Annotated in this window: 10 protein-coding genes; 5 read left to right on the top strand and 5 right to left on the bottom strand. The window is 68.4% G+C overall.

The window, feature by feature from the left end:
• Positions 1-25 precede the first annotated feature (25 nt).
• Together BO221_RS53140 and BO221_RS43280 are read right to left on the bottom strand one after the other, a co-directional pair.
• Positions 26-1,108 (bottom strand): leucine-rich repeat domain-containing protein, encoded by a 1,083-nt coding sequence (locus BO221_RS53140; protein WP_233166516.1) that lies wholly within the window; start codon positions 1,106-1,108, stop codon positions 26-28.
• Between the two features lies 1 nt (position 1,109).
• Positions 1,110-1,658: an SMI1/KNR4 family protein gene (locus BO221_RS43280; protein WP_073566776.1), complete on the bottom strand. Its 549-nt coding sequence runs from the start codon at positions 1,656-1,658 to the stop codon at positions 1,110-1,112.
• 209 nt (positions 1,659-1,867) lie between these two features.
• On the opposite strand from BO221_RS43280, the gene BO221_RS43285 reads away from it, so the two are divergent.
• On the top strand, positions 1,868-2,431 hold the full coding sequence (locus BO221_RS43285; RefSeq protein WP_073566777.1) for a hypothetical protein: 564 nt from the start codon (positions 1,868-1,870) through the stop codon (positions 2,429-2,431).
• 193 nt (positions 2,432-2,624) lie between these two features.
• Here the strand turns inward: BO221_RS43285 and BO221_RS43290 are convergent, their stop codons facing one another.
• Positions 2,625-3,839 carry a hypothetical protein gene (locus tag BO221_RS43290; protein ID WP_198956301.1) on the bottom strand — a complete coding sequence of 405 codons (1,215 nt, stop codon included), beginning with the start codon at positions 3,837-3,839 and terminating at the stop codon, positions 2,625-2,627.
• A gap of 287 nt (positions 3,840-4,126) precedes the next feature.
• Between BO221_RS43290 and BO221_RS43295 the strand changes: the two genes are divergently transcribed.
• The 4 genes from BO221_RS43295 (at position 4,127) to BO221_RS43310 (ending at position 11,888) form a co-directional block, all read left to right on the top strand.
• The gene (locus BO221_RS43295) at positions 4,127-7,702 is read left to right on the top strand and encodes a serine/threonine-protein kinase (RefSeq protein WP_073566779.1); all 3,576 of its coding nucleotides are present in this window, start codon (positions 4,127-4,129) and stop codon (positions 7,700-7,702) included.
• Positions 7,703-7,881: 179 nt separating this feature from the next.
• Entirely contained in the window at positions 7,882-9,573 is a 1,692-nt protein-coding gene (locus BO221_RS43300; RefSeq protein WP_073566780.1) for a GON domain-containing protein, read from the top strand.
• Between the two features lie 295 nt (positions 9,574-9,868).
• Positions 9,869-11,209: a GON domain-containing protein gene (locus BO221_RS43305; protein WP_073566781.1), complete on the top strand. Its 1,341-nt coding sequence runs from the start codon at positions 9,869-9,871 to the stop codon at positions 11,207-11,209.
• 274 nt (positions 11,210-11,483) lie between these two features.
• Entirely contained in the window at positions 11,484-11,888 is a 405-nt protein-coding gene (locus BO221_RS43310; RefSeq protein WP_073566782.1) for a VOC family protein, read from the top strand.
• 39 nt (positions 11,889-11,927) lie between these two features.
• On the opposite strand, the gene BO221_RS43315 is transcribed toward BO221_RS43310, so the two are convergent.
• Both BO221_RS43315 and BO221_RS43320 read right to left on the bottom strand, forming a co-directional pair.
• Positions 11,928-12,383, bottom strand: a complete 456-nt coding sequence (locus BO221_RS43315; protein WP_073566783.1) for a hypothetical protein — start codon at positions 12,381-12,383, stop codon at positions 11,928-11,930.
• A gap of 55 nt (positions 12,384-12,438) precedes the next feature.
• Positions 12,439-14,055: a sigma 54-interacting transcriptional regulator gene (locus BO221_RS43320; RefSeq protein WP_073566784.1), complete on the bottom strand. Its 1,617-nt coding sequence runs from the start codon at positions 14,053-14,055 to the stop codon at positions 12,439-12,441.
• Between the last annotated feature and the right edge of the window lie 121 nt (positions 14,056-14,176).

The following is a 14,176-nucleotide window of genomic DNA, read 5'->3' on the forward strand; positions in this document are numbered from 1 at the left end:
CCCGGGAGACCACGCCTCCGGATGCTCAGGACACGCCCACCTTGCAGTCTGGCAAGGCTCGGCGCAGCCGCTCGATTTCCTCCGCAGGAATCGTTGTCCAGTAGAGGTCCAGGGTCCGAAGCCACGGCATCCGGAAGAGGACGGGGGGAAGCGTCTTCAGCCCGGTTGCCTGGAGGTCCAGGAACGTCAGGCGCCGGAGCTGCTCCAGTTCATCGGGCAGCGTGGTGAGCCCCGTGCGGTTCAGGTTGAGTGATTCGAGGGCCTGGAGCTGGCCCAGCTCGGGCGGCAGCGCCGTCAGCGCCGGATTGAAGGACACATCGAGCTTCTTCAGCTTCCCGAGCAGACCCAGCTCCCGGGGAAGCCGCTGGAGGCCCGTGGTCCGCAGCCACAGCGACTCCAACTCGGTGAACTCACCGATCGTCGTGGGCAGCGCTCCCAGCTTCCGTCCGTTCAGCAGGATCTCCTTCGCCGTGCGAGGAAACGCGTCCAGCACAGCAGCCGGGCCGGCCCGGGAGGATTTCCCCTTCTTCACCGGCAGGGACTCGCCCTCCAGCCCCAGCGGCTCGTCTGGCTCCGCGCCCTCCTCCTCTCCCGCGAGCGCTGCTTCCAGCGCACCCAGCTCTTCGGCAATCCAGGTGGAGAACGGTCCCAGCTCGCTTTCGGGAACGCTGTCCTCCACGTTCCAGACCACCAGCTGGTCTCCGCTCTCACTCCTGCCGAAGCAGAACCCGTTGACGTCGTCGATGTCGCGCGAGGCGAACATCACGAACGGGTAGGCATGCGTTCCCGCCTCCCGCTCCGCGCGAACCGTCTCCCACTTCCGTCCGGGTTCTCCCATCTGCTGGGAGAGGCCGATCATCCAGCGGGGAGGGAGGAAGGCGAGTGCCGACGTCCCTGTCGACATCCACCGGTAGCCCAGTGCCTTGACGAACTGGACGTACTCCGGAGGAAGCAGGGGCGCGGGGTCGAACGTCGAGGCGAACGGCATCACGCGGGGCTCCAGCTCCGCGGCGTAGCGGCCCGCTGCGTGTTTGCCCAGCTTCTGGATCGCCGCCTTTTCCAGGCGCTTCCACGCCGTCGCGGGGACGGTCTTCTTCGATACGGCCACGCTAGGCCTCCGCGTAGGTTTCGATGAACTCGTCGATGACGGTCACGATGTGCGTCGAGAAGTCCCGGAAGTCCCGGGCCATCCGGGAGCCCTCCGGCTTCGGGAGCCCGAAGGTCTCGTCATGCTGGTAGGCCACGACGCCCAGCTCGCCCTGCGCGTTGCGATCCCGCGGATTGAAGCACCAGAAGTTCTCCACCGCGTCGTCGTCGATGCGCTGGAAGAACAAGGCCTCGTTGATGGCCTCTTCCACCTCGGGCTCATCTCCGCCCTGGGCGTCACTCGGATCCGGCGCGGCGGCGTGCAGGTGCTGCGGGTCTTCCATCCCGATGAGCTCCGCCCCGCCGTACAGCACCTTGAACGTGCCGTGGGTGCGCAGGAAGTCCACGTAGCTGGGGGGCAGCTTCAGCGAATACTTCCCCTCCAGCGCCGTCACCTGCTTCTCCGAGAGCGGAGCCGTGAACTCCAGCTCCATGCCTTCCTTCTCCTCGACGAAGTTCTTGAGCCGCTCGACGGCCTCCGCGACCACCTGACTTCCCGCATTGCTCGCCATGGGTTCCCCCGTGAATGCCCAACGGATGCCGGGGCATTTCGTCCTCCCCGTATCCTCCTTGGCACCGAGTGAAAAGCGCGAAGAGACACATGGGGCTCGACGCGCGAGGGCGGTGCGCTCAGGAGGGCGCCTCATATGAAATGTTTGGAAATCGAGAAGCCGTATTCCTCTTCGTGGCTCCAGCGGGAGTAGAGAGAATCCGTCTCACGATGACTGAATCTCCCAGTGCGCGGCTGCTCGCCATGTTTCACGAGGCGGGAATCCCCTTCGATTCCGTTGAGGATGCATGGCGAAGGGCCGAGCACCTCTCTCCCCTCCTGGGTTGGCTGACGGCGAGCTTTCCCGGCGAGGAGGCCTTCCGCACCTGCTCGGAATGGCTGCGGCTGTGTGCCTCACGCATCGACGGTGGTGAACCGGCGGCCGCGCTGTTCGCCCAGGCGCGCGGGAATGCTCCCCGTCAGGCCCATGTCGCCGCGGGGAAGCTGGTGGATCTCCGCAACGAATGCATCCTGGCTCGGCGGCCCGCGGCCGCGGCGTTCGCGGACGCCTCCAACCATCTCTGCGAAGTATGGGCCGCCGTGACCACCCATGAAGAGGATGGCGATACCGAGCCCTGGGGACGGGCGAAGGCAGCGGCAGTGGCCATGGTGACGGCCTGGCTGTACCAGCAGGATCTGAAGGAGGAGGACAAGCAGGCGAGGAGCCTCGCGCGGGTCGAGCTCACCCGGCTCCTGCGCGAGGCCCGGGCGTCGGTACGCCCGGATCAATCCTGAGCTGCCTTGTGCATCCTCCGCCTTCTCGCGAGCGCACTACGGAAGCGGCGTGACCGTCACCGGGAACGTGATGACTCGGTTGCCGGCGAACGCGGTGTGCTCCAGGGACACGTCCACCCCCTTTTTCAGGGAGGGTACGTGTGAACAGGAGTGCTCCTCCTGGCCTCGAGCCGCGCTGAGGCCAGGGCCGGGCTCACGGAGCGGCTGAGCGCGGGCGGGAGAGCTCCTCCTGGAGGGTGTCGCGCATCTGCTTGCGGATGCCATACAAGCCCGAGTTGGGGAAGGGCCCTCCGTTCCGGGTCTCCTCGGCAAGGGTGGGATAGAACGGATCGGCGCGCAGCCTGGGCGACTGGTAGACGTCGAGCGCGGCGGGCAGGAGGTACCGGGGCACGCGCGAGGCCTCCGGTGCATCCTCGCTCATCAAGATCCACTCGTAGGTGCTCGCCTGGCTCATGTACTGCACGAACGCGAGCGCCGCCTGCTCACATTCGCCGGTGCAGCGCACTCCCAGGAAGAAGGAGTCCGTGAACAGGATGGTGCGGCTGCCCTCGGCCAGCGGAGCGGAGGAGATCTTGATGGCGGAAGGGCTTTCTCCCGCCGGGAGGCTCTTGATGATGGCATGCAACCGCTCGGAGTAGCCGGCGGTGGCATCGGCCTTGTTCTCGGCGAACAGCCTGGCGGGCAGGTCCGCGTTCTCCTCGAGGTCATACGTCCCGTCGACACAGGGATTGCTTCCGGAGGAGTCACAGGTACCAGCAAAGGCTCGCAAGGACTGGAGCACCTCGGGATCGTAGCTCGAGGTGGTCACGGCGGACCGGACACCTTCCAGGCCATTGGCGTCCGCCCAGGCATCCAGATAGAGCGAGGGAAGGTTCCAACTCCCGAGCATGTTGAAGGCCATATCGGGAACGGCCGTGTTCCGGTCTTCCAGGGCCTGGACCAGAGCACTCGTTGTACGCGCCTGGCGCACGGACTCATCGCGCGACATGACGAAGTGTGTACAGAGCCAGCGTGGTACGCCGTAGACAGTGTTCTGCTCCGCGTGGGTGGATGCCGCGATCCCCGACGGATGCCAATCAATGTTCTTCGGCAACTGCGGCCATGGGCGTACCCCGCCCGCCGCGACCAACTCACCCAATATCGTCGTATCCGTCTCGATGACATCGTAGCCGCACTCCCCCTCCCCCTTCAGGGAGCTGGCGATCTGCGCCGGCTCGTAGAAATCATCCTTGAAGCAGGAGGGATTGAGCACGAGATCGACGTCCGGGTTCGCTTTCTCGAACTCCGTCTCGATTCGCGCGAGCATGGCGTTGAACTTATCGCCAGCCGCATCGGGAATGTAGGGATAGAGCGGAACCCTGAGCACCGTCTTCGCCTGGGGAGGAGTGCAGCCCAGAATCAAAGACATGGCTACACCGCAAATCAAAGACACTCGATTCATTGCATGGAGAGGCATGGAGTCCTTCTAGGATACGCCCTGCATCGTGGGCAAGAGACGCATGCGCGAGGTCCTGGCAGGACACACCTGTCTCAGGGATGCTCCCGCATGGGAAGTAGCCTGCCCTCCCCGTTGGCGTTGGCGGGGGTCGCCTCGGTAACGAGGGCGAAGGTGGAAGAACGGCACCGAGCCCGCCCGTCTCCACTCCCGGCCGTCTGAAGCCGGTAGGATGGGGCCCCCCGAGGAGCGTTTCCCCCATGCATCCGGATTTCGAAGTCGAGTTGCGGGCGGCCCTGGCCGAGGGCCTGGTTTCCGAGCACGAGGTGGAAGCCCTGCGCGAGGAGGCCCTGCGCCTGGAGCGCGGTCCCCTGGCCCTGCTGCGCGAGCGGGGCCGTTTGTCCGAGGGGACGCTCATCTCGATGATGGCGCAGGTCCGGGCCGCCACGCCCCAGGTGGCCGCCGCTCGAGACGCAAGCGCACCCGAGGTCCCCTCCTTCCCCGTCAGCGGTTGGGAGCGTTACCAGTGCGTGCGCTTCCTCGGCGAGGGCGGAATGGGGCGGGTCTTCCTCGCGCATGATCCGCGGCTGAACCGCCATGTGGCCTTGAAGTTCGTCCGGGGCGAGGAGCCCGGGCTCGTCCAGCGCTTCCTCTCCGAGGCCAGGGCCCAGGCGAGGGTGAACCACGAGCGGGTGTGCAAGGTCTACGAGGTGGGCGAGGTCCAAGGACGCGTCTACATCGCCATGCAGTTCATCGAGGGGCGGACGCTGAGCGCGCTCGCCCGCGAGCTGTCCGTGGAACAGAAGGTGCTGGTGCTCCGGGAGGCCGCCGAGGGCGTGCACGAGGCGCACCGCGTGGGCCTCATCCACCGCGACCTCAAGCCCTCCAACATCATGGTGGAGCGCGCGGAGGACGGGACGCTGCGCCCCTACGTGATGGACTTCGGGCTGGCGCGGGACTGGAACGATGGGGCCACCGTCACCGGCGCGGTGATGGGCACGCCCCAGTACATGTCTCCCGAGCAGGCCCGCGGGGAGATCTCCAACCTGGATCGCCGCGCGGACGTCTACAGCCTGGGCGCCACCCTCTACAGTGTGCTGACGGGCCACCCTCCCATTCCCGGCGGCAACGGGCTGGAGGTGCTCAACAACGTCCTCCACCTGGAGCCACGCCCGCCGCGCTCGGTGGATCCGGACATCCCCGTGGACCTCGAGGCCATCACCCTCAAGTGTCTGGAGAAGGAGCGCTCGGCCCGGTACGACTCGGCACGCGCACTGGCCGAGGAGCTCGACCGTTTCCTCTCGGGCGAACCGGTACGCGCCCGCTCCAACAGGCCCTGGTACCGCCTGCGCAAGAAGCTGCGCAAGCACCGGCTCGTGGCGTCCGTGGCCACGGTGGCCGCCGTGCTCGTACTCCTCGCCCTGGGTCAAGCGGGGCTGGCCCGCCGGGAGGCCACCGTGCGCGAGCGCCTGGCCCGGCGGTTCACCGAATCCGTGGAACGCATCGAGGCGCTGGCGCGCTACTCGGACCTCTCCCACCTGCACGACACACGCGCGGACCGGAGCGTCATCCGCGCGCGCATGGCGGCACTCGAGGCGGAGATCCAGGACGCGGGCGAGCAGGCCCTCGGGCCCGGTCATTACGCACTGGGCCGCGGCCACCTCGCGCTCGGGGACGAGGCCCGGGCCCGCGAATCGCTCGAAGCCGCCTGGAAGCACGGCTTCCGAGAGCCCCGGGTGGCCTACGCGCTCGCCCTGGTGACGGGGCACCAATACCAGGAGCAGTTGCTGGAGGCCGAGCGCCTCCGCGACCCCGAGCGGCGCGAGGCTCGCAAGCGAGAGCTCGAAAGCCGCTACCGGGAGCCGGCGCTGGCCTGGCTCCGCCAGAGTGAAGGCGCCGAGGTTCCCTCCGCCGCGTACGTGGCGGCGCTGCTCGCCTTCTACGAGAACCGGTGGGACGAGGCCCTCTCCCAGTTGGACGCCATCGGCACCGGGCTCTCCTGGTTCCATGAGGCGCCCAAGCTGCGCGGAGACATCCTCCAGGCCCGCGCCATGCGGCAGTGGAACCAGGGTGAGCACCCGGGCGCGCTGGCGGACTTCGAGGCGGGCCGCAAGGCCTACGCCGAGGCGGCGGCGATCGGCGAGAGCGTGGCCTCCATCCACACGGCCCAGGGAGCGCTGGAGTACGGCGCGCTCGTGCTGGAGCTCTACGGCAAGGGCGATGTCACGCCCCGCTACACCCAGGCGCTCCAGGCCGTCTCCCGCGCGCTCACGGCCCTGCCGGAGCATCCGGACGCGCTCGTACTGGAGTCCCAGCTCCACCGGCGGCTCGCCGAGCACCAACGCAACCTGGGCGATTACTCCGAGACGTTGCCGGAGAAGGCCGTGACCGCCGCGCGCAAGGCGCTGGAGCTCGCCCCCTCGAGCTCGAAGGCCCGGCTGGAGTTGGGACAGGCCTGGTGGATCTGGGGCTACACCCGCCAGAGCCACTCGCTGGATCCACGCGAGCAGTTGCGCGCGGCCGTCGAGAGCTTCGAGGGCATCGCCCCGGAGGAGCGGGACCAGGATTTCCTCCTCAACCTGGGCATGGTCTACAAGACATGGGCCGATTACGAGGAACAGGTCGGCGCGGATCCGCTGCCCGCCTACGGCAAGTCGATCGAGTCCTATCTCGCCGCCATCCAGCGCGATGCGAAGACGCCGGAGGGGTGGATCAACCTGGGCATCGGGTACTACACCCGCGCCACCCATTCCCGGGCCCCGGCTCCGGACGCGGACCTCACCGAGGCGGTGGCGGCCCTGGACAAGGCCCGGAGCCTCAACCCCGGTCACGTGGTGCCCTATTTCTACGCGGGGCTGGCGCACGCGCTCGTGGCCCAGCGGCTGCGCGGCTCGGGAGGCGAGCCCGGCCCCTCGCTGGAGCGCTCCGCGGAGATGTACCGCAAGGGAATCGAGCTCGGCCCCGGCATTCCCCAGCTCCACAACGGGCTGGGCCTGACGCTGATCCAGCAGGCCCAGGCACGCTGGGACCAGGGTGGGGATCCGTTCCCCGCGCTGGACCAGGCCCGGGCGGCTTGCGAGCAGTCCGTGGCCCTCGCGCCGAAGGGGGGCTTCGGGCACATCAACCTCAGCGAGGTGCTCGCCCATCGAGCCCTGTACCAGCGCGCCCGGGGAGAAGATCCCGGCCCGAGCGTGCGCGAGGCCGACGAGGCCCTGCGGCAGGCGCTCCAGTGGCTTCCCCAGAACGCGGGAGCCATGGCCAACCGCGGCATGGTCCACGCCATCCTGTCCACGTTCGAGCTGGAGCACGGGAAGGATCCCCGCCCCAGCAGCTCACGGGCCGAGGCAGCGCTGCGGCAGGCCCTGGCGCTCAATCCGTCCTATGCAGAAGCCTGGTACTACCTGGGTGAGGCGCTGGGGGCCCGGGCGCTCACCCCCGGAGGGCGCCCCCAGGACTCCGAGGAGGCGCTCCAGGCGTTCCAGAAGGGGCTGGAGCTGGCTCCGGAGCGGCAGGAGTTCCGCATCGGCTTCGGGCATTTCCTTCGCCGCTCGGCCACCCGCTCGATGCAGGCCGGACAGGACCCAGGCCCCTCCCTCCAACAAGGGCTGGCGTTGGCCCAGCAGCTCCTCGCGGTCCGACCCGGATGGCCGGACGCCCGGCTCCTGAGAGGCAGTCTGTTGGCGCTCCAGGCGTCGCTCCCCTCCGCCCCCTCCGGACTGCGGCAGAAGTGGCGCGGACAGGCTCGGGAGAACCTCTCCAGCGCGCTCTCCACCAACCCGGGATTCCAACGGGAATGGGGAAGCGCCCTCCAGCGCCTCCAGTCCAGCGAGCCCTGACTCCCGGGGCCGCGACGTTTCGCGAATGCCGGCGACATGTCGCAGGCAGCCGCTCCACCCCCTCCCAGACCCTTCCCCGTGGGGGCCCTCCTTTGAAGAGCCCCCATGGGCGTGCTGGCACGACACGTGCTCAAGGACTCCCCGAGTTCGCGGAAGATCCCGAACCCCGGAGAACCCCCATGATGCACGCACCTCGTTGGAAGAAGCTGATGTTCGCCGCCAGCCTCGCCGTCCTCCCCGCCTGTGGGATGGAGGAGGCCAACAACCCTGAAGCCAAGGGGCTCGACCCACTGGCCCCCACGGAGTTGGGCGAGGCGCGGGCCGCGCTCACGACCGGCCCGGCGAGCTGCCAGGACATCAAGATCGCCAACCCCGCCGCGGCGGATGGCGCGTACGTGCTGTTCCTCGGTGGCGATAGGTCCAAGCCCTGGTCAGCCTGGTGCCGCGGCATGGCGGGCACCCCCGCGGAGTACCTGTCGCTGCCGTCGACGGGCCCCTCGCTCAACTTCTCCCAGTACACCGCGGGCTACAACAACAGCGGCGGCACCACCGTGCGCACCCTCTTCTCCAAGGTTCGCATCGACCCCGCCACCCTGCGCGTGAGCACYGGCGACCAGACCTTCTCCACCTCCTCCGGCTACCTCACGCACCCGGCCAATCATCCCGTCACCTCGATGTCCTATGCCGCGGCCATGAACTGCGACTTCGGCAACCCTGGAGTAGGCAACGTCGACCTGCGGGGCACGCCCTTCGCGGCCACTCCCAACCAGTTCTTGCTGGTCGGCTCCTACCCCTCTGGCGCGGCCACCTACAGCTCCGACAACCAGGTGGTGGACCTCTGGAGCCGGGGGGATTGCAGCTTTATGTCGGTGCAGGGCGCCGACCATCCCTTCAACGGCCGCGACGCCCAGCTCCAGCTCCAGTACAGGCCGAGCACCCCGGCGAGCTGCCAGGACATCAAGACCGCCCTTCCCGCCGCGGCGGATGGTGAGTACGTGCTGTACGTCAACGGCGACGCGGCCAGGCCGTGGGCGGCCTGGTGCCACAACATGGCGGGCACTCCCGCGGAGTACCTGTCGCTGCCGTCGACGGGCCCCTCGCTCAACTTCTCCCAGTACACCGCGGGCTACAACAACAGCGGCGGCACCACCGTGCGCACCCTCTTCTCCAAGGTTCGCATCGACCCCGCCACCCTGCGCGTGAGCACCGGCGACCAGACCTTCTCCACCTCCTCCGGCTACCTCACGCACCCGGCCAATCATCCCGTCACCTCGATGTCCTATGCCGCGGCCATGAACTGCGACTTCGGCAACCCTGGAGTAGGCAACGTCGACCTGCGGGGCACGCCCTTCGCGGCCACTCCCAACCAGTTCTTGCTGGTCGGCTCCTACCCCTCCGGCGCGGCCACCTACAGCTCGAACAACCAGTTGGTGGACCTGTGGAGCCGGGGGGATTGCAGCTTTATGTCGGTGCAGGGCGCCGACCATCCCTTCAACGGCCGCGACGCCCAGCTCCAGCTCCAGTACGCGCCTCCTCCCGCATCTCCTCCCCAGCCCACCTCGGGCAGCTTCAACTACAGCGCCTCCAACACCAACAGCGCGACGCAGAACACCACCCCCTACGACGTGACGCTCACCGCCGGGCAGACGCTCTCCTTCGGCACGTGCTCGGTGGCCGGCGCGTCCGGCTCGGGTGACACCTACCTGCGGCTGTATGCCCCGGATGGCTCGCACGTGGCCGCGAATGACGACGCTTGCGGTTACCTCTCGTTCGTGGGCTTCACGGCCACCCAGACCGGCACCTACCGGATCCAGGCCGGTTGCTACTCCAGCGGCAGCTGCAACGGCACGGTGGCCTTCACCATCCAGTAGGCCTCCCGTGTAGGCCTCTCGTGCCGCACCCGCACCCGCGGCCCGCCTCGTGCGGTCCGCGGGTGCTTCATTTCGTTCCGCCTCCGGAGAGGTTCCGAGGTCTCCCGGTGAGCGACTCCTGGGGCCGCGACGTTTCGCGAATGCCGGCGACATGTCGCCGACAGCCGCCCTACCCCTCCCAGACCCTTCCCCGCGAGGGCCCTCCTCTGAAGAGCCCCCCTGGGAGTGTTGGCACGAGGCGTGCTCAAGGACTCCCCGAGTTCGCGGAATACGCCTCGAACCCCGGAGAACCCTCATGATGCACGCACCTCGTTGGAAGAAACTGATGTTCGCCGCCAGCCTCGCCGTCCTCCCCGCCTGCGGAATGGAGGAGGCGAACAGCCCTGAAGCCAAGGGGCTCGACCCACTGGCTCCCACGGAGTTGGGCCAGACGCAGGCCGCGCTCACGACCGGCCCGGCGAGCTGCCAGGACATCAAGAACGCCAACCCCGCCGCGGCGGATGGCGCGTACGTGCTGTTCCACGGTGGCGATAGGTCCAAGCCCTGGGCGGCGTGGTGCCAGAACATGGCGGGCACTCCCGCGGAGTACCTGTCGCTGCCGTCGACGGGGCCCTCGCTCAATTTCTCCCAGTACACCGCGGGCTACAACAACGGCGGCGGCACCGACGTGCGGACCCTCTTCACCAAGGTCCGCATCGACCCCGCCACCCTGCGCGTGAGCACTGGCGACCAGACCTTCTCCACCTCCTCCGGCCTGCTGTGGCACGGGGATGCCGTCACCTCCATGTCCTATGCCGCGGCCATGAACTGCGACTTCGTCAGGCCCGGACTGGGCAACGTCGACCTGCGGGGCACTTCCTTCGCGGTGGCGCCCGGTGAGTTCGTGACGGTCGGCTACTACGGCTCGGGCGGGGCCACCTACAGCTCGGACAACCAGGTGGTGGATTTGTGGAACTGGGGCGAGTGCGGCTGGACGTCGGTGCAGGGCGCCGACCACCCCTTCAACGGCCGCGGCGCTCAGTTGCAGCTTCAGTACAAGCAGAGCACCCCGGCGAGCTGCCAGGACATCAAGACCGCCCTCCCCTCCGCGGCGGATGGTGAGTACGTGCTGTACGTCAACGGCGATGCCTCCAAGCCCTGGGCGGCGTGGTGCCAGAACATGGCGGGCACTCCCGCGGAGTACCTGTCGCTGCCGTCGACGGGGCCCTCGCTCAATTTCTCCCAGTACACCGCGGGCTACAACAACGGCGGCGGCACCGACGTGCGGACCCTCTTCACCAAGGTCCGCATCGACCCCGCCACCCTGCGCGTGAGCACTGGCGACCAGACCTTCTCCACCTCCTCCGGCCTGCTGTGGCACGGGGATGCCGTCACCTCCATGTCCTATGCCGCGGCCATGAACTGCGACTTCGTCAGGCCCGGACTGGGCAACGTCGACCTGCGGGGCACTTCCTTCGCGGTGGCGCCCGGTGAGTTCGTGACGGTCGGCTACTACGGCTCGGGCGGGGCCACCTACAGCTCGGACAACCAGGTGGTGGATTTGTGGAACTGGGGCGAGTGCGGCTGGACGTCGGTGCAGGGCGCCGACCACCCCTTCAACGGCCGCGGCGCTCAGTTGCAGCTCCAGTACAAGTAGCGCACCCCGGCCACCGGCTTCCTCACCAACGTGAGCCCTTGGCCAACGTGCCGGTGCACCCCACCACGAACGTGCGGTAACTCGCCCCCGCGGCTCGCCTCGTGCGGCCCGCGGGTGCTCCCGTTCCACCTCCGGGCGTCACCCGGCCCCCGGATGCTTCGTGGGAATATTCTCACGTGCTGGCACCAGGCCAGCGGCCAACACCTCGCACGCTCGACGGACACCTCCCTGTCGCGCTGCCCGTGCCCATCATGACGGGTCCGGGGAGGACATCATGGAACAGACATACGAGCCGATCGCCGCGCTGGACGCGGTCGCCAACCTCGCGGTGAAGGATCTGCGCAGGGCGAGGAAGTTCTACGAGGAGACGCTCGGGTTGAAGCCCGTCCACGAAGAGGGCGGCGAGGTGGTCGTGTACCGGAGCGGAAACTCGACCGTGAACGTCTACCGCTCGGACTACGCGGGCACCAACCAGGCCACGGCGGTCACCTGGACGGTGGGCAACATCGAGGAAGTGGTGAAGGTGCTCCGGTCCAGGGGCGTCACCTTCGAGCACTACGACATGCCCGGCATGCGGCTGGAAGGTGACATCCACGTCTCGTCCGGGGTGAAGGTCGCATGGTTCAAGGATCCGGACGGAAACATCTTGAACCTCATCACCCCCGAGGGCGGTCAGTAGACCTTCCGCGAGGCGGTGCGCGGGGACAGCCTGGCTCCCTCAGGGCTTGGAAGCCGTCAGGGTGCCGGCCTGTCCCTGCCCGACGAAGGGCGCTGGCACGCCCCCCAACGCACTGATGCGCAGATCGTACCGGGACTCTCCCGCGTCCCTGGCAATCGCGGGATCCACCGTGAGGATCACGCTCCCCTTCTGGAGGTCCACTCGCATCACGCCATCACGATGCGGGCCTTCCGGCAGTGGCACGAGCAAGGAGCGCAAGGGGTTCACCCGGTTGTAGAGCCAGAGGCTGCCGCCCTCGCGCTGCTCTTCTGCCAGCACGACTTCCAGCTCGTCCCCTGGAGCCACCACCAGGAACAGATCGGCTCGATCCCTTGGCTCCCACGTCCTCTTCCAGTTGACCACCAGCGTGCGGGTGGTCTTGAGCTGCCCTTCCTCGGAACGGACCGGGAAGTTGCCGTTGATGTCTTTGGAGATGATCAGTTGATGCTTCGCCACGGTGCTGCTCCTTTCGGCTCCACGAGCCAAACCCTTGCAGCCGGTATGCCGCGACTCAGGAGCTCCGGGCGCTCAGGCCCAGTTCCTTGAGGCGCCGGCTGAGCGCCTTCTTGGAGACCTCCAGGCGCTGGACCATCGCGTCCAGATCACCGCCACACTCCCGATGGCAGGCGGTGATCTCCTCCGCGCTCAGGGTCCCCGCCCGGCGGATGTTCGGGTGCTTGTCGATGAGATCGTAGATGGAGGAGCGCGGAATCCCGAGTGTGTCCGCCGCCATCTTGAGATCCCAGGCGTGCTGCCGGAGCGCCAAGAGCAGCTCCTCGCCGGTGACCTCGGTGGACTTGCGGCGAGCCACCGCCGTGGGCGCGGGCGCGGGTGCGGGCTTCGAGGCGGGCCCCGCGGCGTCCAGCTCCTCGGCGAGCCGCGAGTCCAGTTGGAGGACGGACTGCCCCCGGCTCCCAATCACCAACTGCCGGGTGATGTTGCGCAACTGCCGGATGTTGCCGGGCCAGGCGTAGCGCAGCAGGCGCACCGCGAGCGGCGCCGGCAACCACGGCTCGGCATAGGGATCCCTGGGCGTCAGGCGATGGGCCTCGCCAATGGCCTCCAGCTCCTCCCGGGCGAAGTGCTGGAACAACATCCCGAGGTCCTCGCGGCGCTCGCGCAGGGGCGGCAGCCGGATCTCATAACCGGCCAGCCGGTGCAGCAGCGGCGCCTTGAAGCGCCCCTCGCGGATGTGCTCCTCCAGGTTGGCATCCGTCGCGGCGATCAGCCGGACATCCGTCTTGAGGGGGGTGTGCCCGCCCACCGGGTACAGCTCGCCGGTCTCCAGCACCCGGAGCAGCATCACCTGCACCTCCGGGGGCGCCTCGCCCACCTCGTCGAGGAACAAGGTGCCCCCCTGCGCCGCCCGGAAGAAGCCCTCGCGGTCCTGCGTGGCGCCCGAATAGGCGCCCTTCTTCGCGCCGAACAGCTCGGCGGCCGCCAGCTCCTTGGGGATGGAGCCCAGGTTCACGCTGAGGAAGGGGCGCCCCTTGCGCGGGCTGTGCTGGTGGATGGCCCGGGCCACCAATTCCTTGCCCGTCCCCGTCTCTCCCCGGACCAGCACCGGGACCTGGAGGTCGGCGATGCGTTGGATGTGCTCGCGCACGCGCCGGATGCCCGGGCTCTCGCCCACCATGCCCAGCGAGTCCCCGGGTGCCCGCGCTCCGCCCGAGTCCTGGTGCAGCAGCAACACCACCCGGCCCGAGAGCTCCAACGGCACGCCCGCCGCCAGCTCCTCCGGCGTGAACTCACGGCTCGTCACGGGCTGCCCGTCCACCACCACCCGGGTTCCACCCTCGCCCACGCGCAGCCGGAGCCGCCCTCCTTCGCCCGGTGAAAACACGAGGGGATTCCTGCTCACGAAGGGATCCGCCAGGGGCTGCCCGAAGGTCTCTCCAGGCCGGGTGAAGTTCGGGCCGTTGCGAGACAGGGACACCTCCCGGCCTGAGGAGAGCCCCTCCAACAGGAGCCGCTCTCCGGCCCGGGTGGCCATGGGGTGGGAGAGGATGGTCAGCACCTGCACCACCTGGTCGGCGGATGCCACGGAGCGCTGCTCGTTGCCGATGGCCGTGGATACCTCGGCGACCTGCGGGGGGGGCTGGGACTCGCGGGGCTCGGAGCGGGACATCGCTCTCGACTGTAGCACCACCCTCCCCTGGCCCATCCCATGGCGACATGTCGCCGGCAAACGCTCCGGGTCGCCGACAAGCGCTCCGTGGCCTCCGAGGCCTTCGCCGGAGGGGTTCTCC

This window comes from Archangium sp. Cb G35, assembly GCF_001896145.1.
GTDB classification, from domain to species: Bacteria; Myxococcota; Myxococcia; order Myxococcales; family Myxococcaceae; genus Archangium; species Archangium violaceum.

What these genes read in the sequence shown, in the direction of transcription:
- BO221_RS43280 (WP_073566776.1), bottom strand. Translation starts at nt 1,658, where the DNA reads ATGGCGAGCAATGCGGGAAGTCAGGTGGTCGCGGAGGCCGTCGAGCGG.
- BO221_RS43285 (WP_073566777.1), top strand. Translation starts at nt 1,868, where the DNA reads ATGACTGAATCTCCCAGTGCGCGGCTGCTCGCCATGTTTCACGAGGCG.
- BO221_RS43290 (WP_198956301.1), bottom strand. Translation starts at nt 3,839, where the DNA reads ATGTCTTTGATTCTGGGCTGCACTCCTCCCCAGGCGAAGACGGTGCTC.
- BO221_RS43295 (WP_073566779.1), top strand. Translation starts at nt 4,127, where the DNA reads ATGCATCCGGATTTCGAAGTCGAGTTGCGGGCGGCCCTGGCCGAGGGC.
- BO221_RS43305 (WP_073566781.1), top strand. Translation starts at nt 9,869, where the DNA reads ATGATGCACGCACCTCGTTGGAAGAAACTGATGTTCGCCGCCAGCCTC.
- BO221_RS43310 (WP_073566782.1), top strand. Translation starts at nt 11,484, where the DNA reads ATGGAACAGACATACGAGCCGATCGCCGCGCTGGACGCGGTCGCCAAC.
- BO221_RS43320 (WP_073566784.1), bottom strand. Translation starts at nt 14,055, where the DNA reads ATGTCCCGCTCCGAGCCCCGCGAGTCCCAGCCCCCCCCGCAGGTCGCC.